The sequence below is a fragment of the Pseudomonas sp. LBUM1657 genome, from assembly GCF_059716075.1.
The window spans coordinates 477346-502835 of the sequence record NZ_CP166799.1; the positions used below are offsets into that span (position 1 = coordinate 477346).

Genomic DNA, 25490 nt, shown 5'->3' on the forward strand with positions numbered 1-25490 from the left:
TTGAAGGGTAAGTCTTCATCAAAAGTAGGGTAAATCTGAGTTTTCTGTCCATCCATCAACACCCCTTGTCACTCATGCAGAATCGCCCGCCTTCATTCTGCAGAGACACATCGGATGCTCGCTTCTGACACTCAACCGCCTTTCACGTTGACACTCGATGGCGTCCAGAATGAGCTCAAAGTGCTTGAGTTCAGTGGCAAGGAAGCCATCAGCCAACCCTACCGTTTCGACCTGGAACTGGTCAGCGAACGGCCGGACATCGAGCTTGAAAGTCTGCTGCATCGTCAGGCGTTTCTGAGTTTCGATACACAAGGTTCCGGTATTCACGGTCAGATTTTTCGGGTTGGCCAAGGCGATTCCGGTAAACGTCTGACTCGCTACCAGATCAGCTTGGTACCGCGGCTGACCTACCTCGGCCAACGCATTAATCAGCGGATCTTCCAGCACAAAAGTGTGCCGACGATCATCGAGCACATCCTCAAGGATCATGGCATTCAGCGCGATGCCTTCGAGTTCCGGCTCGGCACCGACTACCCGGAGCGCGAGTACTGCGTGCAGTTCGCGGAAAGCGATCTGGCATTCATCCAGCGGCTGTGTGCCGAGATTGGCATTCACTATCACTTCCAGCACAGCCCCGAGGGGCATCTGCTGGTATTGGGTGATGATCAGACGGTTTTCCCTCTTCCGCCCGAGCCAGTGCCGTATATGCCAGACAGCGGGATGGCCTCCCAGGCGCCGGCCATCAAGCGTTTAAACGTACGCGTGGAAACCCGGACCACTGCAGTCACCCGTCGCGACTACGACTTCCACAAGCCTCGCCTGCAACTTGAAAGCAGTATCGACAGCGGGCAGCGTCCGGCGCTGGAGGATTACCACTTTCCCGGACAATTCACCGATCGCGAACACGGCAAGCATCTGGTTCAACGAGCACTTGAGCGGCACGGTGCGGATTATCGACAGGCTGAAGGTCAGAGCGATCAACCCGCGTTGGTCAGTGGGCATTTCCTACAGATCGACGAACATCCGCGTCAGGAATGGAATGACCTGTGGCTGATCACCAAAATCGAACATCACGGGCGACAGCCGCAGGTGTTGGAAGAGTCGTTCACCAGCGACGGCGAGGATGAACTCCAGGGCTATCGCAATACCTTTCTGGCAACGCCGTGGGATGTTTCGTTTCGTCCACCTCTGATGGAAAAACCCGATATCGGCGGATATCAGTCAGCCGTCGTAACCGGCCCCACCGATAGCGAAATCCACTGCGACGAGTATGGCCGGGTCAAGGTTCAGCTGTTGTGGGATCGGGACGGTCACGGGGACGAGCATTCCAGTTGTTGGCTACGGGTTGCCAGCGGATGGGCGCATGACGGCTACGGTATCGCGCTGATCCCTCGGGTTGGGATGGAAGTGTTGGTGGGGTTTGTCGATGGCGATGCCGACAAACCGTTGGTGATGGGCTGCCTGCCCAATGGTTCCAACTCGGTGCCACTGAATCTGCCTACGGATAAGACCCGCAGTGTTTTCCGCAGTCAGAGTAGTCCGGGCGGCGGCGGTTACAACGAATTGCGCATCGAGGATCGCCAAGGCGCCGAGGAAATCTACCTGCGTGCCCAGCGAAACTGGACCCAGCACGTGTTGCAGGATTTGCACGTCCAGGTAGGAAACCAGCGCAGTGTGGTCATTGGCAGCGACGAACGGCATGAGTCGAACGACAACCTGCACGTCTTCGGTGATCGACACGTCCGCATAAGCAGCCAGACGGTCAAGGCGAGCGGACAATTCCATGTCAGCGCCGGCCAGCAAGTCGTGATCGATGGCGGTGCCAGCGCCACCGTTCAGGCGGGCGGGCACTGGATCAACATTGGCCCCGCCGGAATCTTTAGCAGCGTACCGATCCAGGTCGGCGGTGCGCCGATGCCGACAATGGGCGGCCCGAGCACTCAAAAAAAACTCGTAGCACTTGGCGCCGCACAGATTCTCAGCCTGCAAAGCGCCGCGCCATTTTGTGAAGAATGCGAACGCTGCAAGGACGGTGTCTGTGCAGCCTGATCGCTTGTCACCCCACGCCTGGCTAGAACTACAGCCGCTTAAACCTACCGAGCAACTGTTCGCAGTGTTTGGCAACGCCAGCTCTGCAGAACCGTTTAAAGCCTGGCAGCACTCGAGCCCGACCCATGCGCCGAGCCCGATCTGGGCCGACACCGCCTACGCAGAGTGGGAACCGGTGATGCCCTATGTCGGAATCGTCGCCGCTGACAGTGAGTTCCTGGAATGGGTCGTCACCACGGACGCTCGCGACTGGGGTTGGCTGGCGGTGTCTTGCGCGACTCAAGAAGTGCTGGTCGAGCATCTGCGCAGTCTCACTCAAGCCCTCCTGCCCAACGGCAACGCGGTGTTTTTTCGCTTCTGGGACGGGCGATATTTGCTGCCGATTCTTCAATCCGCCGAGGTTGATGCCGCGCAATTGATGCCGGTGATAGGACGTTGCCTGATCAATGGCCAGCCTCTCGAAATCGGTGGAGACGCGCTGAAAACTTCCCGTGTTTTTCCATGGTGGGACGTTTCCGAATCGCTGCTTGAACACCTTGGTTGCGAGTCCGCAACTACCCGGGTCAACAACCTGCTGAAGTGGTTGAGCGAGGATCGCCCGGACCTCTATGAGGCGTTTTCCGAAAGCGTATTGCGGCACAAAGTTACGATTTTTCTTGAGACACCGGACCTGCCTCAAGCACCGAAATCAGCGTTGGTGGATTACTTGTTGGCGGAGCTGGACTGATGGATCAGATCGTACGCATCGAGCAGGAGCTCGACGGATTTAAAGACACCCTGACTCTGTATCGCCAGCAGCTCGACCGCTGGTTCGCGCAGGCCGCCGACCAGGTCAGTCGCGCCACGGACATGCCCTCGCTGATGGACATGGAGCGGCTCATAAAACTCGGCAATACCACCACGGCGGTGAGCAGTGGTGATGACAACTTTTTCTCCAGTCTCGCGCAGTGTCCAGAAGGCGGGACTCTGGAAATCGAGAGCAAGTTTGAGTCGGTCTACGACATTCCGTTGGGCAACATTCAGGTCGATGTGATTGCCAGCGATGGCGGCGAAAAGACGCCGGTCACACTCGATAAAAACGGCAAGGGAACGTTCACCGGTACACCCGGCAAGTTCTACCGCGTTCACGTTCACCACGAAGTCACGCCGCAACAGGTTGAAGACCTTTTCTCTTCCTACGATGGGCTGACGAAGGAGCTCGAACACTGGCTGCGCAACGAGTGGAAAGGGTTCAAGCCACAGTGGTCGCAGTCGACATTTGCCGCCGCGAGTAACGGAATGCTAGCGGGAAGTTGGGCGGCGATTATCGGCGTGTGGGACAGCCTCAGCCTGCTCTCGGATATTCTTCAGGACCCCCGAAAATTTGTTGAGCGCTTGGGGAGCGGCGCCGAGCAACTGAAAGAACTGGCCGAACAATTTCCGGTCACGATGGAAAAAGTTCAGCTGCTGGCCAGTGACGAAGCAGCGTTGTGTTTGCTGCTGCGCACCGCCAGTCTGTGGCTGGAGATGCTGCCGCCCAGCGAGATCGCCGGTAAAACCGCCGAAGCGGTGTCGAAGGTGGTGGTGCAGGTGCTCATCGACATTCTGATCGGGATTGTCTTGACCTTCGCCGGGGCGGGTGCGGGCATTGCCTATCTGAGTCTGCGCCTCGCTCACTACGGCGCCCGGTTCGTCAGTGCCGTACAGGGCTTCGTCAAAGCGATCTTCACTGTCCTCGACAGCTTCATCAACTACGTCGACCGCTACAAAACAGTCGCCGCGCGCGGTGTGGCGGCCGGTCTGAAAAAGGGTCGAGTGCAGCTGCGTTGGGATGCCAAGCGCAATACCACGCTCAAGCAAAACGAGCACCACGAAGACGCCTCGAAGCAGGCCATCAACCCCAACGGCGACAGCGCCGATTCCGCCGATAAAACCGCCACCAATAAATGCCCGGTATCGATGGTCACCGGGGAAGAACTGCTGACCCTCACCGACGGTTCGCTGGACGGCATGCTGCCGTTCGACTTCAACCGGCTCTATCGCACCAGCGCGGCCGAGATCGATAGCGGCCTCGGTTTTGGCTGGAGTCACTCGCTCGCCCATCGACTGGAAATCGATGGCGACGACGTCATCTGGATTGACCACGAAAACCGTCGCACCACCTTTCCGCTGCCAAACATCGAACGTCCGGCGATCCACAACAGCCTGTCGCGGGCGGCGATTTTTCTCGGTGATGAACCGGAAGAACTGATCCTCGCCCAGGCCGGTGACGAGGCGCGTTTTTATCATTTCATCAACGGTCGGCTGACCACGATCAGCGACGCTTACGACAATCGCCTACGCATTACCCGCGACCGCCAGGATCGCATCCAGCGCCTCGACAACGGGGCTGGTCGTGCCTTGCTGTTACGTTATGACCGCGCTCATCTGGTTGCCGTCGATTATCAGTGTTTCGTTCCGGCGGAGACCTTCGATGAGGCTTGGCGGACCGAGCAGACGCTGGTCAGCTATCGCTACAACGAACGCAATCAACTGATCGAAGCGACCAACGCCGCTAACGAAAGTGAACGCTACGACTACGACGATCAACACGTCATCCTGCAGCGGCAACTGGCCGGTGGGGCGAGTTTCTTCTGGGCGTGGGAAAGGTCCGGCAAGGCTGCCCGATGCATCCGCCACTGGGCGTCGTTTTCGCAGATGGACGCGCGGTATGTCTGGGATGACCAGGGCAGTGTCACCGTCCAGAACATCGATGGCAGTGAAGAGGTTTATGTCCACGACGATCGGGCGCGGCTGGTGCGCAAGGTCGAACTGGACGGTGGCGAACAGCTCAAGGCCTACGACGACAAAGGTCGTTTGGTTGCCGAACAAGACCCGCTGGGCGCCGTCACTGAATACCGTTACGACGAGGTCGGACGGCTTATCACGGTGATTCCGCCAGAAGACGAGCCAACGTCCTACGAGTACCGCAACGGTTTCCTGCACGCGCGCTATCGCGGCAAAACCGTGTGGACCTATCGGCGCAATGCTCAGGGCGATATCACCGCAGCGACCGATCCCGATGGACAGGTCACTCACTATCACTACGACAAACAAGGCTGGTTGCTGTCGATCCGCTACCCGGACAACGGTCGGCATGTATTTGTCTGGAACGACTTGGGTCAGTTGGTCGAAGAGACCTTGCCGGACGGCGGTCAACGGCGGTTTTCCTACGATGTATTGGGGCGGCAGAGTACCCGTCAGGACGAACACGGCGCCGTCACCTCCTACCAATGGGACGCCGTCGGCCGACTGCTGCAGACGACTTTACCCACCGGCGCCACCCGCGATTTCAGCTACAACGCCTACGGAAAGATCATTGCCGAACGCGATGAGCTGGGCCGCGTCACCCGTTACGAATACGCCGACGATCTGCACCTGGTCAGCCGCCGGATCAATCCCGACGACACCCAGCTCAAGTATCGCTACGACAACGCCCAGCTGTTGCTCACGGAAATCGAAAACGAATCCGGTGAAAAATATCTCCTGGACTACACGCCCAATGGCTTGATCCGACAGGAAACCGGATTCGACGGGCGCCGCACGGCGTATGCCTACGATCTCACCGGTCAGTTGCTGGAGAAAACCGACTTCGGCGATGACGGTTCGCAACTCGTCACGCAATACAAGCGCGATACGGCCGGTCGCCTGCTGGTCAAAACCCTGCCCGACGGCATCAAGGTCGAATACCACTACGACAACCTCGGTCGACTGGTCAGCGTCGACGACGGCCACGATCATCCGCTGGAATTCGAGTACGACCAGCAGGACCGCCTGATCACCGAACACCAAGGTTGGGGCACCCTGCGTTATGGCTACGACGCCTGCGGCCAGCTCAACCGCCTGCGCCTGCCGGACGGCAGCAAGCTCGATTACCACCACGCCCAGGGCGGCGCGCTGACGGCAATCGACCTCAACGGCGCGCGGCTCACCAGCCATCAGTTCCAATTCGGTCGCGAGTTGCAACGCCAGCAAGGTCAGCTCACCAGCCAATACCACTACGACGAACAAGGCCGGTTGCAGGCCCACGCGATCAACCAACAACACCGCCCGTTGTACCTGCGCCATTACAGCTACGCGGTCAACGGCAACCTGGTCTCCATCGCCGACAGCCGTCATGGCCAGCGTAGTTACTACTACGACCCGCTCAACCGCCTGACCCGCGTACGCCACACCCGCGACGACCCACCAGAAAGTTTCGCCCACGACCCCGCCGGCAACCTGCTGATGCAGGACCGCCCCGGCCCGACGACCATCAAAGGCAACCGCCTATTGATGCAAGGCGACCGCCATTACGACTACGACGCCTTCGGCAACCTGATCCGCGAACGCCGCGGCACCGGGCAAAAACTCGTCACCGAATATTCCTACGACTGCCAACACCGCTTGATCGGCGTCACCACCCCGGACGGTCGTTGCTCAAGCTACCGCTACGACGCCTTCGGCCGCCGCATCAGCAAAACCGTCGACGGCCACACCACCCAGTTCTTCTGGCAAGGCGACAACCTCGTCGCCGAAAGCAGCCGCGAACACTACCGCAGCTACGTCTACGAACCCGGCAGTTTCCGCCCACTGGCCATGCTCGACGGCAAAGGCCCGCGCAAGGCCTGCCCGTTTTACTACCAGCTCGATCACCTGGGTACACCGCAGGAACTGACTGATTTTGGTGGCGAGATTGTCTGGTCGGCGAAGTACAACGCCTATGGCAAGGTCACTCGTCAGGTGTTCGGTGGGGGAGAGCAGCTTGAGCAACCGTTGCGGTTTCAGGGGCAGTACTTTGATGTCGAGAGCGGCCTGCATTACAACCGGCATCGGTACTATGATCCGGAGGTGGGTCGGTATCTGACGCCGGATCCGATCAAGTTGGCGGGTGGGCTGAACCAGTATCAGTACACGCCGAATCCGACCGGGTGGGTTGATCCGTTGGGGTTGAGCGGGAATTGCCCGCCACCGAATAAGCCTGGGTGTGGGGCGCCGGATGATACGACTGGCGTTAGGGTTGATGAGGGTGAGCCTGAGTTACCGAAGCCTAAGTTAAGTGCTGCGGAGCTTGCCAAGAAAGAAGTTAAAAGATTAAACGACAGTCAAGGCATGCATATGGTTGGAAAGCATGATCCAGAGGTTCCAGATGAAGCTTTCAAGCAAAGGGCAATCGATGGTACGAACCCTATTACAGGTAAGACACCTCGGAATAAGAAAGGTAATTCCAGCTCCAGATTTCATAGTTGGGAAATTATGCTCAAAGCCTACAACCTTGGAACAACACGGACGGAACAAGGGTTAACACGTTTTACGGGAAAAGATTCTCAGAAGGCCGATATTGTGAGGATGAGACTTCCTGGCGCGGGAGAGGGTTATATACCTAATCCAAAGTCGGAAAAAAATCCGAAATTGATTCAAATGGATGGATTTGAAATGAAATTCGATCCTGTAACTGGCGTGCCGTTTACGCTATATCCAATTAAATAGGTGAGAAATGTTTATTGATCCAGATGATGGGCAACCATACCTCCCGACACCCGCATTTTTTTTGGGGGGAGTTGATATTTATGATCGTGAAGAAACGCTAGGGGAAGCTCTTGAAAAACTTGATCCTAATGACCCAGCTGATAGAGAAGGGATAATACTTAAATACTGCTTGCCTACAAGAAAGTCATACCGGCACAAATTTTTGATTTATAAGAGTTTGGAGGAAGCTCTCCAGGACGAAAATTATGATTTTCAGTCGCTGCTGGCGTATGACCCTGAAGAATATTCGTCTTTCCCTTGTGGTTGGGATGAGATGGAGAACACCAGAGCTTTTTTCGAAGATATTTTTCGATTGGCAACTGTGGAGTGGAAAGAAGATCTTCACAAGGCGGGTCTTGAAGACCAATCCACTTGGTAGATGGGGGCTCTGAACCAGAGCGAAATTTCTGGGCAAGGTCGTCGGAAGTTTCCTTCAATCCGCGGCGGTTTTCATGAACTGGTGGGAAATGTTTTCCATCGATAGTCTCTGGTGGTCGCTGAAAATTCAGTGGCGGGGTGTAGGAACCCTTCAAGACTAGAGAAGACGCTTTGGCGTCGACACCTGAATTGCGGCCGTCAACGTGCGTCCGTAAGATCAGTTGCGGCGGCTGTGCGCGGGCACGCTTCGGCGTGGTCGAGTTTGCTCTGGTCTCGATATTCCTACCCCGCGTATAGCTGCCACCCAAGCCTGTAGGAAGGTCGATGGTAGCTCCACTTCTACCAGAGGTTTAAAAATGAAAAGTATTCATCCCGATCCCCCCTATGAAAAACCAATTCCCCATCCCAAAAGCCGTTTCATGGCGCTCACCAGCAATTGCGACGACATGCCAACCCTGTTCGTCGACACCCAAGCGCCGCTGGATGTTTTGTATGACGCTGCCAACTACCGAATTCGCGCCGTCACCCAAGTGATGGAGAACTTGTCGATGCGCGGTTCGATCGAGTGTCAGTCCTTCATTCTTAGTGATTTTGCTTTGCTCTGTGCCATTCCGTTGCGGGATGGGTGTGATGTGCTGGATGTTCTTGGGCGGCGGTTGCGGGCGCGGTGTTCGGAGTAGGGCTGCTGAAAGATCGTTCCCACGCTCTGCGTGGGAATGCAGCCCGTGACGCTCTGCGTCACTTCGGTGGCAGGCCCGAAATTGGAACGCAGAGCGGCGCGTTAAAAGTCGTTTCCTGAAAACAAGAGGGTAGGTATGTCGGGTCAACAGCTAACACGGGCGTTAATCGAAGAATGGGCCTACAGCGATATCGTCATCGATGCCTATGAAAGTGGTGATGATGGCGATGCGGCACGCTTTGAAATCGCAGTCTTTGAGTTTTTCGGCATCAGAGATCTGCTGAATTTTGCCGCTGACCCTGCCTGTCTGGCACGGCTATATTTTGTAGATTTGCTGGCAAAGACGTTTCTTTGGATGTTCAGAAATAACGCGGGTCTACCTTTTCATTTTTCTCATTTTCTTGGAATTATGTCGAGAGAAGACTATCGGCGTATGAACGAGGAGCGGGAGGAGAAGATTTATGAAATCTGTCTTGTCCTGGACAGTATGCGATCCATCAAGGATCCTGCGATTCAGTCGCTCTATAAGCAGATACTTGATTTCAGGCATGACCGAGTCAGCAATAGCTCTGAGTTTTATTATCAGTGTTTGAAAAATCTGGATCTCGGTCTGTTCAGCACTAATCTGACCTGAATGGTGGGTTTTCAGAAGCTTATTCGGTAATGAATTGATCCTGGGTCTTGATAAAGGCGTCGAACGCCGGCGAGTTATAAACGCTCAAGCATCCATGCATTACCAGCTTTTTGTCCGTGTATTTGCTGACAGATGAGGTGTTGTCATAAGCATTAAATACATAGATCCGGGTATTCATGTAAGGGTCATGTGTGACCTTCAAGGTGTCTTCATCCTGAACCACGGTATGCATGCCGTTACCCATGAACGAGTAAGCCCCCGCCGATCGCCCGATGTCTGCTTCTAACTCGGACTTCTCTTTAAAGTGCTTGAGAATGCAATGGCTAAGTCCGTAATTTTTTAAGGATTGGCGTGCCTCTGCTATGTGCGTCTCGTCAGCAAAAACGTGGCTTGCCGACAGTAAACAAACAAACGCCGACCATAGAATTCGCATCGGTTTTTTGACTCCCTGTCATTGATTGGGGTGAGTGTGTCGCTCGGTGGGTTAGGAGTATGTGCCGGTCGCATGCGCCCTCGCCAGCGGGTTTTCGTCTGGCCGCTCGGCTGTGAGGCCCTGACGTTCGCTTCGGTACAAGGTAAACTTCCCGCCCTTCGCAGGAGCAGCCATGAATTATCGTCACGCCTTCCATGCCGGCAATCACGCCGATGTGTTCAAACACCTGACTTTGACCCGCCTCATCGCCTTGATGTCGCGCAAGGAGCAGCCGTTTGCCTATCTCGACACCCACGCCGGCATTGGTCTGTATGACCTGCAGGGCGATCAGGCGAGCCGTACCGGTGAGTATCTGGAAGGCATCGCGCGGTTGTGGGACCAGCCGGATTTGCCGGCGTTGACCGCCGATTACATGAAAGTGCTGCACGACATGAACCCGGATGGCCAGTTGCGCTATTACCCGGGGTCGCCGGAGTTGGCGCGGCGTCTGACGCGGCCGCAGGATCGGGTGATGCTCAACGAGAAGCACCCGCAAGACGGTGTGTTGCTCAAGGACAATATGGCGGGCGACCGTCGGGTGAAGGTGCATCTGGGTGAAGGCTGGCATGTGCCGCGTGCGATGTTGCCGGTGCAAGAGAAGCGGGCGGTGATGTTGATTGATCCGCCGTTTGAACAGCTCGATGAGATGCAGCGGTGTGCGGCGTCGTTGAAAGAGGCGATTGGCCGGATGCGCCAAACCGTGGCGGCGATCTGGTACCCGGTGAAGGATCAGCGCATGTTGCGTCGTTTTTACCAGGACCTGGCCGGCACGGGCGCGCCGAAGTTGTTGCGGGTGGAGTTACTGGTGCATCCGCTAGATACGCCGAACAGTCTGAACGGCTCGGGATTGGCGATTGCGAATCCGCCGTGGGGTCTGGAAGAGGAGTTGCGTGAGCTGCTGCCGTGGTTGTCCAAGAAGCTTGGGCAAACCCAGGGTGGGTGGCAGATGGATTGGTTGATTGCCGAGTAATTGATCCGTTGCATTGATGGCGTCTGGGCGGACGCCTTCGCGGGCAAGCCCGCTCCCACAGGGGGTCTATGTCGATCACAAAGTCGTGGTCGGACACAGATCTAATGGGGGAGCGGGCTTGCCCGCGAAGCTTTTCAGAAGCCCGAAGTCAGATCGGGCAGGTCACGCCCGTACCGCCAATCCCGCAATACCCTTCAGGGTTCTTGGCCAGGTATTGCTGGTGATACGCCTCGGCGAAGAAGAACGTCGGGGCTTCGTCGATTTCGGTGGTGATGGTGCCTTTGCCGGCCTTGGTCAACTCGACCTGGAACACTTTCTCGCTGGCCTTGGCCGCTTCCAGTTGGGTCGGGTTGGTGGCGTAGATCACCGAGCGGTATTGGGTGCCGAGGTCGTTGCCCTGGCGCATGCCCTGGGTCGGGTTGTGCAGTTCCCAGAACATTTTCAGCAATTCTTCGTAGCTGACTTTTGCTGGCTCGTAGACCACCAATACCACTTCGCTGTGGCCAGTCAGGCCCGAGCAAACTTCCTCATACGTCGGGTTCGGCGTAAAGCCGCCGGCATAACCCACCGCTGTACTGACCACGCCTTCGCGTTGCCAGAACTTGCGCTCCGCACCCCAAAAGCAGCCGAGGCCGAAGATTGCGAAATCCACGTCCATGGCAAACGGGCCCAGCAGCGGGGCGTCGTGGACGAAGTGTTTTTCCGGCACGGTCATTGGGGTTTCGCGGCCAGGCAAAGCTTGTTCTTTAGTCGGGAGCACGTTTTTGTTCACCAGAATTTCCGAGCGCAAGACCATCATCAGTCCTCTCAGTTTGGGAATTGTCAGACACGCAGTTTGCCCAATGCCGTCCGGTTACGCACTACTCTTGTGGGAGCGGGCTTGCTCGCGAAGGCGGTGTGTCAGGCAACAATGATGTCGAGTGTCACGCCGCTTTCGCGAGCAAGCCCGCTCCCGCAGGTCAGGCGATCGGGCCACGCGGGTAGCGTTTGAGCTTTTCGATCAGCTCGACGCCGGGGATCGGACGGTCGAACAGGTAGCCCTGGCCGACATCGCAGCGGTGACGGCGCAGGAAAGCCAACTGCTCAGCGGTTTCGATGCCTTCAGCCACGACCTTGAGTTTCAGGTTGTGGGCCATGGCGATCACTGCGGAGGTGATTTCCATGTCGTCCTGGTTGTCCGGGATTTCGTGAATGAAGCTTCGATCGATCTTAATGATGTCGATCGGGAATTTTTTCAAGTAACTCAGCGACGAGTAACCGGTGCCGAAGTCGTCCATGGCCAGGGTCAGGCCCAGGCGCTTGAGTTGGTCGAGCTGCAAGTGGGTGTCTTCGGTGGCTTCCAGCAGCAGACCTTCGGTCAGCTCAAGCTCCAGCAGGTTCGCCGGCAGCGCTTCTTCCTTGAGGATGTTGGCGATGGACGCGACCAGGTCCGGGTCGGAGAACTGCTTGGGCGACAGGTTGATCGCCACCTGCAGATTGCCCAGGCCCGCGGCGGTCAGGTCTTTGCTCATGCGGCAGGCCTGGCGGGCGATCCATTTGCCGATCGGGATGATCAGCCCGGTTTCTTCGGCGACGCTGATGAACTGGTCCGGGCGGATCATGCCTTTTTCCGGATGGTTCCAGCGAAGCAAGGCTTCCATCCCCAGCAAGCGACCGCTGCGCAGGCATAGTTTGGGCTGGTAGAACACGTCGAGCTCGTTCTGGGTCAGGGCGCGGCGCAGGTTGTTCTCGACGAACAGCTTGTAACTGGCCTCGGCGTTCAGCGCTTCGGTGAACACCTGGACCTGATGCTTGCCGTTGGCCTTGGCCTTGTGCAGCGCGAGCCCGGCGTTGCGCATCAGGGTTTGTGGATCGCGCCCATGCAGCGGCGCGCAGGCCAGGCCGACGGAGCCGGTGACGCTGATCAATTGGTTGTCGACGAACATCGGCTTGTCGAGGGTCATCAGCAACTGGCTGGCGATCTGTTGGCCGGTCTGCAGATCGGTGTTGTCCAGCAGTACGGCGAATTCGTTACTGGCGAAGCGCGCCAGGCTGCCGCTCGGGCTCAGGCTGTTGCGCAGGCGTCGGGCCAGACTGATCAGCAGTTTGTCGCCGGTCTGGTGGCCGAGGCTGTCGTTGATCCGCTTGAAGTTGTCGATGTCCACCAGCAGCAGGCTGATCGGGGTATCGCTGTCTCGGGCGAAGCGTTCATCGAGGTTGCGGATGAACGCCGGGCGATTGCCGAGGTTGGTCAGGTTATCGGTGTAGGCCAGGCGCTCGATGCGTTGTTGCGCGAGCTTGGTCTGGGTGATGTCTTCGTAGATGCCGATGTAATGGGTCAGCTCGCGATTGTCGCCGTAAACCTTGGAGATCGACAACTGGCCCCAGTAGGGTTCGAGGTTTTTGCGACGGCTCTTGAACTCGCCTTGCCAACTGTTGCTCTTGGCCAATGCCGAGGGCGCGTCGAACAGCAGTTCGCTGAGGTTTTCCAATGCCGGCAGTTCCGACAGCCGCTGGCCGTGGACTTCTTCGGTGGTGTACTGGGTGATCGCGGTGAAACTCGGGTTGACGTACTCCACTACGCCGTCGCAATTGACCAGCAAAAACGCGTTGGCGCTTTGCTCGACCGCACGTTGGAACAGGTGCAGGGCGCTGGTGGCGGTGCGGCGGTTGTGGTTGTTGATGACCTGGGCGAACTGATCCGCCAGCTCGCCGGCAAAGGCGATTTCGTCCGATTGCCAGGCGCGGGTTTCACCGGTCTGTTCCAGGCACAGCACGCCGACCACCTGGCCGTCGACGCGGATACTGGCGTCGAGCATGGCGTTCACATCGCGCGGGCGCAGGTGTTCGGCCATTTCCCGGGTGCGCGGGTCGCGCATGGCGTTGTGGGCGTCGATGGCGCGGCCGGTGTGCAAGGCGTCGAGGTAATCGGGGAAACCACTGACGTCGATCGGCTCCGGCAGCAGGTATTCCTGGCTGGCGCGGTGATAGGCGGAGATCGGCACCAGTAGCGGACCTTCGAGATTCCACAGGCTGGCGCTGTCGATTTCGTAGATCTCGCAGGCGCTGCGGGTGATCAGTTCGGCGGCTTCTTGCAGGGAGTTGTTGGTGCTGTAGCGTTGGCGGGTCAGCAGCAGGATCAGGTCTTGCTGGGCGCGCACGCGGTCGAGGTGCAGAAGTTGTTCCTGCTGGGCGCGCTGATTGAGTTCCAGGGCGATTTGCAGGCGTGAGTTCTGGGTTTCGAGATCCAGCGCCGGCAGCAGTTGTTCGCCGTCGAATAAACCATCGACCACCAGCAGGTAGCCGCGTAACAGGTGTCGATTGTGTTGTTTGTAGGCTTCGCCCAGCTCCAGCAGGTTCAAGGAGCCTGCGGCCGTGTGCAGGGTGTAGCGGATCAGGTAATGCGGGCTTTGGGTGAGTTGCTGCTGCACTGCGTCGTGCAGTTGATAGCGCGCCTCAGGCTCCATCAGGCTCGCATAGGGCGAGCCGACCAGGGCACACAGCTCCACGGCCGGCAGGCCGAATTGTCGTTCGCAATTGGGATCGAGAAACAGTAGCGCCCAGCTCGGTTCATTCAGCCGTTCGAAACGCAGCATGCCGAGCCGCGAGGGCACAGGCAACTGCGTCACTACCTCGGCCACCATACGGCTGGCGGCATCGGGTTGGCTTTTCATATGGAGGGAAACTCACTTCGAATATGCTGATCGCGCCGGGCTCTCGCCCTCTTTACTGTTGCCTGCGGCAAGGTTGCATCATTGCGACACCGACTGACAAGAGACATGAAGGCCAAGTGCTATAAGAATATGTCGGCAGGAAGGAAGATTTCTCCAGCGCAGGGTCAAAACTAATGCATTTGGCCTTCCATGGCTTAACGCAGTGGGAGGTTTGTCGATTGCAGCAGGTTGCCGTCACGGTCATGGTAACTGACGCTAATCTGCTCTGATTCGACGATCAGATGGGCGAAATTGTCCTGGCTGATCACCTTGCTAGTCAGTTCGTGCTGATAGTCGCCAGCAGCCGTCCGGGCCAGCGGTTGATCAAGGATGAAGGTGGACGCCGAGGCATAGGGCAACCATTTGCTGTTGCACAGCGGCGAGGAGACGATGGTGTGGACTTCGAAGTCCGGATCTGCGCTGTGGGTCAGCCGACTGGTCAACGAACCGTGGACATCGCCGGAAACCACGAAGACGTTTTTAATGCGGTGTGTACGAATTGTCTCCAACAGGCGTAGCCGTTGTTCGGGGAAGGCCTTCCACGCGTCATCGCCCAGGCGTTTTCGGTCGGGGTAGAACATCACGCTGGTGACCACAAACTTGACCCGAGCCCGGCTGTGGATCAGCCAGTCGCACAACGCTTGTTCCTGGGCGTCGTCGAGGATGCGTCGGTCGGCGGTCGAAAGATTGCGTCGGGTTCGACTGTCGGTGACGAACCATTCGATATCGCCTTCGGTAAATTGATACCAATACTTGTCCGGTTTTTTGTTTACGTGTCCGCTGGCAGACAGTTCGTGTGCCGGGCTGTGACTGGCTTGATATAACTCATAGGCCTCTATTGCATTGGCATATAGGAAGTCATCTTTTTTGTTTCTGTTGGCTGGCCAGTTGTCTTCGATTTCGTGATCATCGAGGATCATATAAGTTGGCACGCTGGACATTAACTTTGCGATATTGGGTTGCGCAAAAGCCACGCGGTACTTCTGGAGTATTTCCTTGAGTTCCCGGTCAGGGGCGATGACGTTCAGGTCATCGACGTAGATCTGGTCGCCGGTCATCAACATGGCGCTGATGGGCGGATCGGCCTGTTCCGCCAGGTTTGATATCGAGGCGAAAATCCTGTCGCCAACATGAGGCGCGGCGGCGATGCCGGCGGTCATGCGCAGATAACGGCAAGACCCGACGATGTAAGCCCGAGGCAGCCTGGCCTGGCTGGACCGGGTGCGAAAGCGATGGGTCTGTCGCGGCCATTGCAGCGGCAGCTCCTGAACCGTCTCCACGGTATGCACCGGGTTCATCGGGCTGAACCAGCCCGCCTGGTATTCATAATCAGTGTCGCCGGCAAGATCGTTAAGTGCAAAGACCTCGGTCATATCGCGCCTGTTTTCGAGTTTTGCAAACACGCCTTTTGACCAGCGCTCTTCACCGAGTCGTCGATAACGAATACCGGCAAATGCCAAGGCGCCTTTCTGTAATTCTCCACGCAAGAAGATGCGTGCATGATTAGTTGTTGTGTGGCCAATAATCGGGCCGACAGTTGGTTTGAGCATGTTCGAGTCCATTCGGCTTTGTGCTGATTAAGCGAGTGATGTTTTTTCGGTTGTATTCAATAACCGTGTAACTAAGCCTAGTTATTGGACCTTAAAAAATATCGAGCGGAAATGGACTCGAGTTGTGGGCGATGTCAGCCACAAATGTAGGAAGGTGAAAAGCTTCGGGCAAAAAAAAGCCCCGCCAAATTGGCGGGGTTGAGGTACGAGCGTGGCGCTCGGAAAACGTGGAACGCGACGGGCCCTTTGGTGAGGGAGGGCCGGCCGGTGTTACAGCAGGATGGTGCGGATGTCCGCCAGCAGATCGCTCAGACGCTTGGTGAAGCGTGCCGCAGCGGCGCCGTTGATCACACGGTGATCGTAGGACAGCGACAGTGGCAGCATCAGTTTCGGCTGGAAGGCTTTGCCGTCCCAGACTGGCTGGATGGTTGCCTTGGAAACACCGAGGATCGCCACTTCCGGCGCGTTGACGATCGGCGTGAAGCCGGTGCCGCCAATGTGGCCGAGGCTGGAAATGGTGAAACAGGCGCCTTGCATGTCGTCAGCGGTGAGCTTTTTGTCGCGGGCCTTGGCTGCCAGCGCAGCGGCTTCGGCTGCCAGTTGCAACAGGCTCTTCTGATCGACGTTCTTGATGACCGGTACCAGCAGGCCTTCAGGGGTGTCGACGGCGAAGCCGATGTTCACGTACTTCTTGCGGATGATCGCCTTGCCGCTTGGTGCCAGCGAACTGTTGAAGTCCGGCAGTTCCTTGAGCAGGTGCGCGCAGGATTTGAGCAGCAGCGGCAGGATGGTCAGCTTGACGCCAGCCTTCTCTGCAACGGCTTTCTGAGCGATACGGAACGCTTCCAGCTCGGTGATATCAGCCGAATCGAACTGAGTCACGTGTGGAATGTTCAGCCAGCTGCGATGCAGGCTCGACGCGCCGATCTGCATCAGGCGAGTCATCGGCACTTCTTCGGTTTCGCCGAAGCGGCTGAAGTCCACGACCGGAATCGGCGGGATGCCCGCGCCGCCAGTTGCGCCAGCAGCGGCCGGTGCTTCCTTGGCCTTCTGCATCATGGCTTTGACGTAAACCTGCACGTCTTCTTTCAGGATGCGACCGTGTGGACCGCTGGCGCTGACCGCGTTCAACTCGACGCCGAATTCACGGGCCAGTTGGCGTACTGCCGGGCCTGCGTGAACTTTGGCGCCGGGTTTGGCCGGTGCAGCAGCCGGTGCGGCAGGCGCAGCGGCTGCTGGAGCAGCTTCAGCCTTAGCCGCCGCAGGTGCTGGTGCAGCAGCGGCGGCAGGCGCCGGGGCAGCAGCAGGCGCAACGCCTTTGACTTTCAGCTTCAGGATCAGGTCGCCGGTACCGACTTCGTCATCCAGCTTGATGGAAACGCTTTCCACCACGCCAGCGGCAGGCGATGGGATTTCCATGCTCGCCTTGTCGGATTCCAGGGTGATCAGCGACTGATCGGCGGTGACGGTGTCACCAGCCTTGACCAGGACTTCGATGATCTTGGCCTTGCCCGACGAGCCGATGTCCGGGACGTGGATGTCCTGAACAGTGTCGGCAGCCGGTGCCGCCGGGGCCGCAGCGGCTGGCGCCGGAGCAGCGGCTGCAGGCGCAGCAGCCTGGGCTGGCGCAGCAGCGGCCGGTGCCGCAGCACCCGCCACTTTCAGGGCCAGGATCAGGTCGCCGGTGCCGACTTCGTCGTTAAGCTTGACGCTGATGCTTTCGACCACGCCAGCAGCAGGCGATGGAATTTCCATGCTCGCCTTGTCGGATTCCAGGGTGATCAGCGACTGATCAGCCTCGACGGTGTCGCCGACCTTGACCTGGATCTCGATGATCTGGGCCTTGCCCGACGAACCGATGTCCGGCACGTGCACTTGTTGAGTGGTGGCAGCAGCAGGCGCGGCAGCAGGAGCAGCCGGCGCTGGAGCAGCAGCCGGTTTCTCTTCAGCCTTGGCAGCCGGCGCAGCGGCAGCCGCAGGGGCCGCAGCAGCGGCACCTTCGACTTCCAGCTCCAGCAGTTCGTCGCCTTCTTTCAGACGATCACCGATGTTTACTTTCAGGCTTTTGACGATACCGGCCTTGGGAGCAGGAATCTCCATGCTCGCCTTGTCCGACTCAAGCGTCAGGATGCTCTGGTCGGCTTCGATGCGATCGCCGACCTTCACAAACAATTCAATTACTTCACCTTCACCGCTGCCGATGTCAGGTACGCGAATGAGCTCGCTCACAAAATGTCTCCTCAGCAGTCCAGTGGGTTGCGTTTTTCCGGGTCGATACCGAACTTGGCAATGGCTTCAGACACCACTTTAGGTTCGATATCACCACGATCAGCCAAGGCTTCCAGGGCTGCCAACACCACGAAATGACGGTCGACTTCGAAGAAGTGACGCAGCTTCTTGCGGCTGTCACTGCGGCCGAAACCGTCGGTGCCCAGGACTTTGAATTCCTTGGACGGGACCCACTGACGAATTTGCTCAGCGAACAGCTTCATGTAGTCGGTAGACGCGATGACCGGACCTTTACGGCCGTTCAGGCACTCTTCCACATAGCTCAGTTTAGGCTTCTGGCCTGGGTGCAGACGGTTGCTGCGCTCAACGGCCAGGCCATCGCGACGCAGTTCGTTGAAGCTGGTAACGCTCCACACGTCGGCGCCGACGTTGAACTCTTCACGAAGGATCTTCGCCGCTTCGCGAACTTCACGCAGGATGGTGCCGGAGCCCATCAGCTGAACGTGGTGCGCCGCTTCGCGGTTGTCTTCTTCGAGCAGGTACATGCCCTTGATGATGCCTTCCTCGGCACCGGCCGGCATGGCAGGTTGCTGGTAGGACTCGTTCATCACGGTGATGTAGTAGAAAACGTCCTGCTGCTCTCCGGTCATTTTCTTCATGCCGTCCTGAATGATCACCGCCAGCTCGTAGCCGTAGGTTGGATCAAAGGTGCGGCAGTTCGGGATGGTAGCGGCCAGGATGTGGCTGTGACCGTCTTCGTGTTGCAGGCCTTCGCCGTTCAGCGTGGTCCGGCCGGCGGTGCCGCCGATCAGGAAGCCACGGGTACGGCTGTCGCCAGCGGCCCAGGCGAGGTCGCCGATGCGCTGGAAGCCGAACATCGAGTAGAAGATGTAGAACGGCAGCATTGGCTGGTTGTGGCTGGAGTACGAAGTACCGGCAGCGATGAAGGAGCTCATGGCGCCCGCTTCGTTGATGCCTTCTTCGAGGATCTGGCCCTTCTTGTCTTCTTTGTAGAACATCACCTGGTCTTTATCGACTGGCTCGTAGAGCTGGCCGACGGACGAGTAGATGCCCAACTGACGGAACATGCCTTCCATACCGAAAGTACGGGCTTCGTCCGGGATGATCGGGACGATGCGCGGACCGATTTCCTTGTCCTTGACCAGTTGCGCGAGGATCCGCACGAACGCCATGGTAGTGGAAATTTCACGGTCGCCCGAGCCGTCCAGGATGGCCTTGAGGGTATCGAGTGACGGCGTCGGGATGTCGAAGCTCTTCGCGCGACGCTGTGGCACGAAACCGCCCAGTGCGGTGCGACGCTCGCTCAGATAACGGGCTTCGGCGCTGTTGGGTTCTGGTTTGAAGAACGGCAGGTTTTCCAGCTCTTCGTCTTTGACCGGGATGTCGAAACGATCGCGGAACAGCTTCAGGCTTTCAACATCAACTTTCTTGGTGTTGTGCGCAGTGTTCTTCGCTTCGCCGGCACCGGTGCCATAACCTTTGATGGTCTTGGCCAGGATGACGGTCGGTTGTTCTTTGTGGTTGACCGCTTCGTGGTACGCCGCGTAGACCTTGTACGGGTCGTGGCCGCCACGGTTGAGTTTCCAGATCTCGTCGTCGGACAGGTCTTCAACCATCGCCTTGAGTTCTGGCGAGTTGAAGAAGTGTTCACGCACGAACGCGCCGTCTTTGGCTTTGTAGTTCTGGTACTCGCCGTCGATGACTTCGTCCATGCGACGTTGCAGGATACCGTCGACGTCTTTGGCCAGCAGTGGGTCCCAGAAACGGCCCCAGATGACTTTGGTCACGTTCCACTGAGCACCACGGAACACGCCTTCGAGTTCCTGGATGATCTTGCCGTTGCCGCGAACCGGGCCATCAAGGCGCTGCAGGTTGCAGTTGATGACGAAGATCAGGTTGTCGAGCTTCTCGCGGCCAGCCAGGGAGATTGCGCCCAGGGATTCCGGTTCGTCGCACTCGCCGTCGCCCAGGAAGCACCAGACTTTTTGCTTGCCTTCAGGGATGAAGCCACGGGCTTCCAGGTACTTCATGAAGCGTGCCTGGTAGATCGCCTGGATCGGACCCAGACCCATCGATACGGTCGGGAACTGCCAGAAATCAGGCATCAGCCAAGGGTGCGGATAGGACGACAAGCCCTGACCGTCGACTTCCTGGCGGAAGTTGTTCATCTGGTCTTCGGTGATGCGGCCTTCCATGAACGCACGGGCGTAAACGCCTGGCGAGGTGTGGCCCTGGAAGTAGATCAGGTCGCCGCCGTGTTCGTCGGTCGGGGCCTGGAAGAAGTAGTTGAAGCCGATGTCATACAGGGTTGCACTGGAGGCGAAGCTGGAGATGTGACCGCCCAGGTCAGAATCTTTCAGGTTCGTGCGCATCACCATGGCCATCGCGTTCCAGCGTACCAACGAGCGAATGCGGCGTTCCATGAACAGGTCGCCAGGCATGCGTGCTTCGTGGGTAACGGGGATCGTGTTGCGGTATGGCGTGGTGATGGCGTATGGCAGTTGCGAACCGCTGCGGGTCGCGAGTTCACCCATACGGGTCATCAGATAGTGAGCGCGGTCTTCGCCTTCTTTGTCGAGAACCGATTCCAGGGCGTCCAGCCATTCCTGGGTTTCGACGGGATCGAGGTCTTGCATGGCTTGCTCCAGGGCGGAAAGGCTTCCAGAATCGGTTGCCTGAGTTTGCGACTGGCCTTGTGGGCAGACGATATAAATTCTTGGATTGCCGAGAGGTTGTTCCGGCGGCGTGTAGTTTTACTACAAATCATCGGGCATTTCAGCCTTTCGAATGTATATACGAGTAGTAAAACTACAGATGAGCGGCTTGTGGCCTCCAGCTGCGTTGTGAGAATAATCGTTAAGGTTGGTCTTTTGCCAACCAGAAAAGGTGAAAGCTTGATGTTGGCTGCCAAAAATAAAGAAATTTCAGCTATTTCTAACTTTTGTTCGACAGTCCTCCAGGTAGCGTGTTTTCACGAATCACTACATGCAGCCCTCCACACGCCGATCAAGGATAGACCATGAGCCTCCCTTCGCTTGCTGAACTGCCCGGCATTCTCCTGCCGTTTGTCACCCGTGCCGAGCAGTCGTTCCGCACCGCCGTCGCGGCGCTGGAGGATGACCACGGCCTGTCCACCTGGACGCCTGAGCGCTGGGCACAATTTGCCCGGGTCACGGCGGCCAGTGATTTCGTGATCGAACAAAGTGTGCGGGACCCATTAATGTTGCTGGAGCTGGTGCAGTCCGGCGAGCTGGATCGCAGCTTCGCTCCCGGCGAGTTGTGCGCGCAAATTGCGGCGGCGGTGAGCACAACTGAAACCGATGACCAGCTCGGTCGCGCCCTTCGCCGCCAGCGTGCGCGCCATCAAGTGCGGATTATCTGGCGCGACCTGACCCGCCAGGCCGATCTGGTCCAGTCCTGCCGCGACCTCTCGGACATGGCCGATGCGAGCATCGATCAGGCCTATCAGTGGTTGTACGCGCGGCATTGCCAGCAGTTCGGCGTACCTACGGGCCGGCGCAGCGGTGAGCCACAGCAGATGGTTGTTCTCGGCATGGGCAAGCTGGGTGCGGTGGAGCTCAACCTGTCGTCGGACATCGACCTGATTTTCGCTTACCCCGAGGGCGGCGAAACCGTCGGCGTGAAACGCTCGCTGGATAACCAGGAGTTTTTCATTCGTCTCGGCCAGCGGCTGATCAAGGCGCTGGACCCGATGACCGTCGACGGTTTCGTGTTCCGTGTCGACATGCGACTGCGGCCTTACGGCTCGTCCGGCGCGTTGGTGCTGAGCTTCAACGCCCTGGAACAGTATTACCAGGATCAGGGCCGCGACTGGGAACGCTACGCGATGATCAAGGCGCGGGTGGTGGCGGGCGATCAAGTGGCGGGCGCGCAGTTGCTCGACATGCTGCGACCATTCGTTTACCGGCGCTATCTGGATTTCTCCGCGATCGAAGCGCTGCGCACCATGAAGCAGCTGATCCAGCAGGAAGTCCGGCGCAAAGGCATGGCCGACAACATCAAGCTCGGCTCCGGTGGCATCCGCGAAGTGGAATTTATCGCCCAGGCCTTTCAGCTGATTCACGGTGGTCGCGACCTGAGCCTGCAGCAACGTCCTCTATTAAAAGTACTGAGCACGCTCGAAGGTCAGGGTTACCTGCCGCCAGCGGTGGTCAGCGAGCTGCGCGAAGGTTACGAATTCCTGCGCTACACCGAGCACGCGATCCAGGCGATCGCCGACCGCCAGACCCAGATGCTGCCGGACGGCGCGCAGGATCAGGCGCGCATTGCCTTTATGTTGGGTTTCGCCGATTGGGCGGCCTTCCATGAACAGCTGATGTACTGGCGTGGGCGTGTGGCTTGGCACTTCGGGCAGGTGATCGCCGATCCCGACGAAGAGGAAGGCACCGAAAGCGAAGTGGTGGTCGGCGGTGAATGGCTGCCGTTGTGGGAAGAAGCCCAGGATGAAGAAGCGGCCTGCCGCCAGTTGGAAGAGGGCGGTTTCGTCGATGCCACCAAGGCCCTGAAAGCCTTGGCCGGCCTGCGCGGCAGTCCGCAACTGCGCGCCATGCAACGTCTAGGGCGCGAGCGGCTCGATGCGTTTATTCCGCGATTGCTGGCCCAGGCCGTAGAGCACGCCAATCCGGACCTGGTGCTGGAGCGGGTGCTGCCACTGGTAGAAGCTGTGGCCCGGCGTTCCGCGTACCTGGTGTTGCTGACCGAGAACCCTGGCGCGCTGCGACGTTTATTGACCTTGTGCGCCGCGAGCCCGTGGATCGCCGAACAGATCACCCGTTTTCCGCTGCTGCTCGACGAATTGCTCAACGAAGGCCGCCTGTTCAAGCCGCCGCTAGCGCCTGAGTTGGCCGCCGAGTTGCGCGAGCGTTTGACGCGGATTCCCGAGGATGACCTCGAGCAGCAAATGGAAGCCCTGCGGCATTTCAAACTGGCGCACCGCTTGCGGGTTGCCGCCTCGGAAATCGCCGGCAGTCTGCCGTTGATGAAAGTCAGCGATTACCTGACCTGGCTCGCCGAGGCGATCCTTGAGCAGGTGCTGGCCCTGGCCTGGCGCCAGACCGTGGCCAAGTACGGCACACCGCTGCGCACCGACGGCACTTTGTGCGATCCCGGTTTCATCATTGTCGGTTACGGGAAAGTCGGTGGACTGGAACTGGGGCATGGTTCGGACCTGGACCTGGTGTTCATTCACGATGGCGACCCACAGGCGGAAACCGACGGGCCCAAACCTATCGACGGTGCGCAATTCTTCACCCGACTGGGGCAGCGGATCATTCACTTGATTACGACCCAGACCAACTCCGGTCAGCTGTATGAAGTCGATATGCGCCTGCGACCTTCCGGTGCGTCGGGGTTGCTGGTGAGTTCGGTGGGGGCGTTTGCCCGGTATCAGGAAAACGAAGCCTGGACCTGGGAGCACCAGGCCTTGGTGCGGGCACGGGTGTTGGTGGGCAGTCGGGATGTTGGGCAGGCTTTCGAGAAAGTCCGCGCGGCGGTCTTGGGCAAGCCGCGGGACCTGGTGACCCTGCGCCAGGAGGTCAGCGAGATGCGCGCCAAGATGCGCGATAATCTGGGCAGCAAGAGCACTGCGGCCGGCACCGGGGCAAATGCCTTCGAGGCCACGGCGCCGTTCGATCTCAAGCAGGACGCTGGAGGTATCGTCGATATTGAATTTATGGTGCAATACGCGGCCCTGGCGTGGTCGCAAACGCACCCGTCATTGCTGCGCTATACCGACAACATCCGCATTCTGGAAGGGTTGGAGGAGGAAGGGCTGATGCCCGCCGTAGACGCCAGCCTGTTGCGCGAGGCCTATAAAGCCTACCGCTCCGCCGCTCACCGGCAGGCCTTGCAGAATGACGCCGGGGTGATACCGGGCGACCAGTTCGTGGACGAACGTCGGCAGGTATTGCGGATCTGGCGTGAGCTGGGGCTAAGCTGAGAAAGCGACGAGATTCAAATGTGGGAGCGGGCTTGCTCGCGAAGGTGGAGTGTCAGTCGACATCAATGTTGAATTTGCTGGCCCCTTCGCGAGCAAGCCCGCTCCCACTGTAGATTTGCGCTGTCTTGCAGATTGAGGCACCAATACCCAATGTAAGAGCGGGCTTGCCCGCGATAGCGGAGTGACAGTCGACAGTCATGTTGAAGGTGATGATCCCATCGCGAGCAAGCAGGCTTTTGCAGTGATTCTCGAGGCGGGGAGGCATATGCCTCCCCGGTTCGTTTATGGAAACCACATGAAAATTCTGATCGTTGGGCCCAGTTGGGTCGGTGACATGGTGATGGCGCAGACACTTTTTCAGTGTCTGAAACAACGCCACCCGCAATGCGAAATCGACGTGCTGGCTCCCGAATGGAGCCGGCCGATTCTTGAGCGCATGCCCGAAGTACGCCAGGCCTTGAGCTTTCCGCTCGGCCACGGCGTCCTGGAACTGGCGACCCGTCGGCGCATCGGCAAGTCCCTGGCTGGCCAGTACGACCAGGCGATCCTGTTGCCCAATTCCCTGAAGTCGGCACTGGTGCCGTTCTTCGCCGGTATCCCGAAACGCACCGGCTGGCGTGGCGAGTTTCGCTACGGCTTGCTCAATGACGTGCGCACGCTGGATAAAGAACGTTACCCGCTGATGATCGAGCGCTTCATGGCCCTGGCCTACGAGCCTGGTGTTGAGCTGCCGAAACCTTATCCACGGCCGAGCCTGCAGATCGACCCGGTGACCCGCGAAGCGGCACTGAGCAAGTTCGGCCTGGCCCTCGACCGTCCGGTGTTGGCGCTGTGCCCCGGCGCTGAGTTCGGCGAGTCCAAGCGCTGGCCGTCCGAGCATTACGCCAAGGTTGCCGAAGCGAAGATTCGTGAAGGCTGGCAGGTCTGGTTGTTCGGTTCGAAAAACGATCACGCGGTTGGCGAAGACATTCGTTCGCGGCTGATTCCCGGCTTGCGTGAAGAGTCGGTCAATCTCAGCGGCGGCACGTCCCTGGCCGAGGCGATCGATCTGATGTCCTGCGCCGACTCGGTGGTGTCCAACGACTCCGGCCTGATGCACGTTGCCGCAGCGCTGAACCGCCCTTTGGTGGCGGTCTACGGCTCGACCTCGCCGGGCTTCACCCCACCGCTGGCCGAACACGTCGAGATCGTGCGCCTGGGCATCGAATGCAGTCCGTGCTTCGACCGCACGTGCCGCTTCGGTCATTACAACTGCCTGCGCCAGCTCATGCCGCAAGCGGTGAACGAAGCCTTGCAGCGGTTGCAGGGCACTGTGGTCGAGGTCAAATAGT

General features: G+C 58.5%; 15 protein-coding genes. 9 read left to right on the plus strand and 6 right to left on the minus strand.

Annotation, left to right across the window (positions count from 1 at the left end; genetic code table 11):
* Positions 1-114 precede the first annotated feature (114 nt).
* From ACA055_RS02220 to ACA055_RS02245, 6 genes are all read left to right on the plus strand, one after another.
* Positions 115-2049: a type VI secretion system Vgr family protein gene (locus tag ACA055_RS02220; protein ID WP_497682166.1), complete on the plus strand. Its 1935-nt coding sequence runs from the start codon at positions 115-117 to the stop codon at positions 2047-2049.
* The gene (locus tag ACA055_RS02225; RefSeq protein WP_497682167.1) at positions 2039-2776 is read left to right on the plus strand and encodes a DUF4123 domain-containing protein; all 738 of its coding nucleotides are present in this window, start codon (positions 2039-2041) and stop codon (positions 2774-2776) included. Before ACA055_RS02220 ends, ACA055_RS02225 begins: the two co-directional genes overlap by 11 nt.
* A complete protein-coding gene (locus tag ACA055_RS02230) occupies positions 2776-7536 on the plus strand; it encodes an RHS repeat-associated core domain-containing protein (RefSeq protein WP_497682168.1) in 4761 nt (1586 codons plus the stop codon). Before ACA055_RS02225 ends, ACA055_RS02230 begins: the two co-directional genes overlap by 1 nt.
* Before the next feature lie 7 nt (positions 7537-7543).
* Positions 7544-7954, plus strand: coding sequence for a hypothetical protein (locus ACA055_RS02235; RefSeq protein WP_497682169.1), 411 nt, complete (start codon positions 7544-7546; stop codon positions 7952-7954).
* Positions 7955-8309: 355 nt separating this feature from the next.
* Positions 8310-8633: a hypothetical protein gene (locus ACA055_RS02240; protein ID WP_497682170.1), complete on the plus strand. Its 324-nt coding sequence runs from the start codon at positions 8310-8312 to the stop codon at positions 8631-8633.
* Between the two features lie 135 nt (positions 8634-8768).
* On the plus strand, positions 8769-9266 hold the full coding sequence (locus ACA055_RS02245; RefSeq protein ID WP_497682171.1) for a hypothetical protein: 498 nt from the start codon (positions 8769-8771) through the stop codon (positions 9264-9266).
* A 19-nt stretch (positions 9267-9285) separates the two neighbouring features.
* On the opposite strand, the gene ACA055_RS02250 is transcribed toward ACA055_RS02245, so the two are convergent.
* Positions 9286-9699 (minus strand): T6SS amidase immunity protein Tai4 family protein, encoded by a 414-nt coding sequence (locus tag ACA055_RS02250; RefSeq protein ID WP_497682172.1) that lies wholly within the window; start codon positions 9697-9699, stop codon positions 9286-9288.
* A 172-nt stretch (positions 9700-9871) separates the two neighbouring features.
* Here ACA055_RS02250 and ACA055_RS02255 point away from each other — a divergent pair, with 172 nt between their 5' ends.
* A complete protein-coding gene (locus ACA055_RS02255; protein ID WP_497682173.1) occupies positions 9872-10708 on the plus strand; it encodes a 23S rRNA (adenine(2030)-N(6))-methyltransferase RlmJ in 837 nt (278 codons plus the stop codon).
* Positions 10709-10856: 148 nt separating this feature from the next.
* Here ACA055_RS02255 and msrA read toward each other — a convergent pair whose 3' ends face one another.
* The 5 genes from msrA to aceE all read right to left on the minus strand — a co-directional run bounded on the left by msrA (position 10857) and on the right by aceE (position 20836).
* Positions 10857-11504, minus strand: a complete 648-nt coding sequence (gene msrA / locus ACA055_RS02260; protein ID WP_497684348.1) for a peptide-methionine (S)-S-oxide reductase MsrA — start codon at positions 11502-11504, stop codon at positions 10857-10859.
* 163 nt (positions 11505-11667) lie between these two features.
* On the minus strand, positions 11668-14361 hold the full coding sequence (locus ACA055_RS02265) for a sensor domain-containing phosphodiesterase (RefSeq protein WP_497682174.1): 2694 nt from the start codon (positions 14359-14361) through the stop codon (positions 11668-11670).
* Between the two features lie 194 nt (positions 14362-14555).
* Complete coding sequence (locus tag ACA055_RS02270; protein ID WP_497684349.1) at positions 14556-15950, minus strand: alkaline phosphatase D family protein; 1395 nt, start codon at positions 15948-15950, stop codon at positions 14556-14558.
* A 270-nt stretch (positions 15951-16220) separates the two neighbouring features.
* Entirely contained in the window at positions 16221-18179 is a 1959-nt protein-coding gene (aceF, locus tag ACA055_RS02275; protein ID WP_497682175.1) for a dihydrolipoyllysine-residue acetyltransferase, read from the minus strand.
* A gap of 11 nt (positions 18180-18190) precedes the next feature.
* Complete coding sequence (gene aceE, locus ACA055_RS02280; RefSeq protein WP_497682176.1) at positions 18191-20836, minus strand: pyruvate dehydrogenase (acetyl-transferring), homodimeric type; 2646 nt, start codon at positions 20834-20836, stop codon at positions 18191-18193.
* A gap of 383 nt (positions 20837-21219) precedes the next feature.
* Between aceE and glnE the strand changes: the two genes are divergently transcribed.
* Positions 21220-24159 carry a bifunctional [glutamate--ammonia ligase]-adenylyl-L-tyrosine phosphorylase/[glutamate--ammonia-ligase] adenylyltransferase gene (glnE, locus tag ACA055_RS02285; protein ID WP_497682177.1) on the plus strand — a complete coding sequence of 980 codons (2940 nt, stop codon included), beginning with the start codon at positions 21220-21222 and terminating at the stop codon, positions 24157-24159.
* A gap of 295 nt (positions 24160-24454) precedes the next feature.
* Positions 24455-25489, plus strand: coding sequence for a lipopolysaccharide heptosyltransferase II (gene waaF, locus ACA055_RS02290; RefSeq protein ID WP_497682178.1), 1035 nt, complete (start codon positions 24455-24457; stop codon positions 25487-25489).
* The last annotated feature ends 1 nt before the right edge of the window (position 25490 follow it).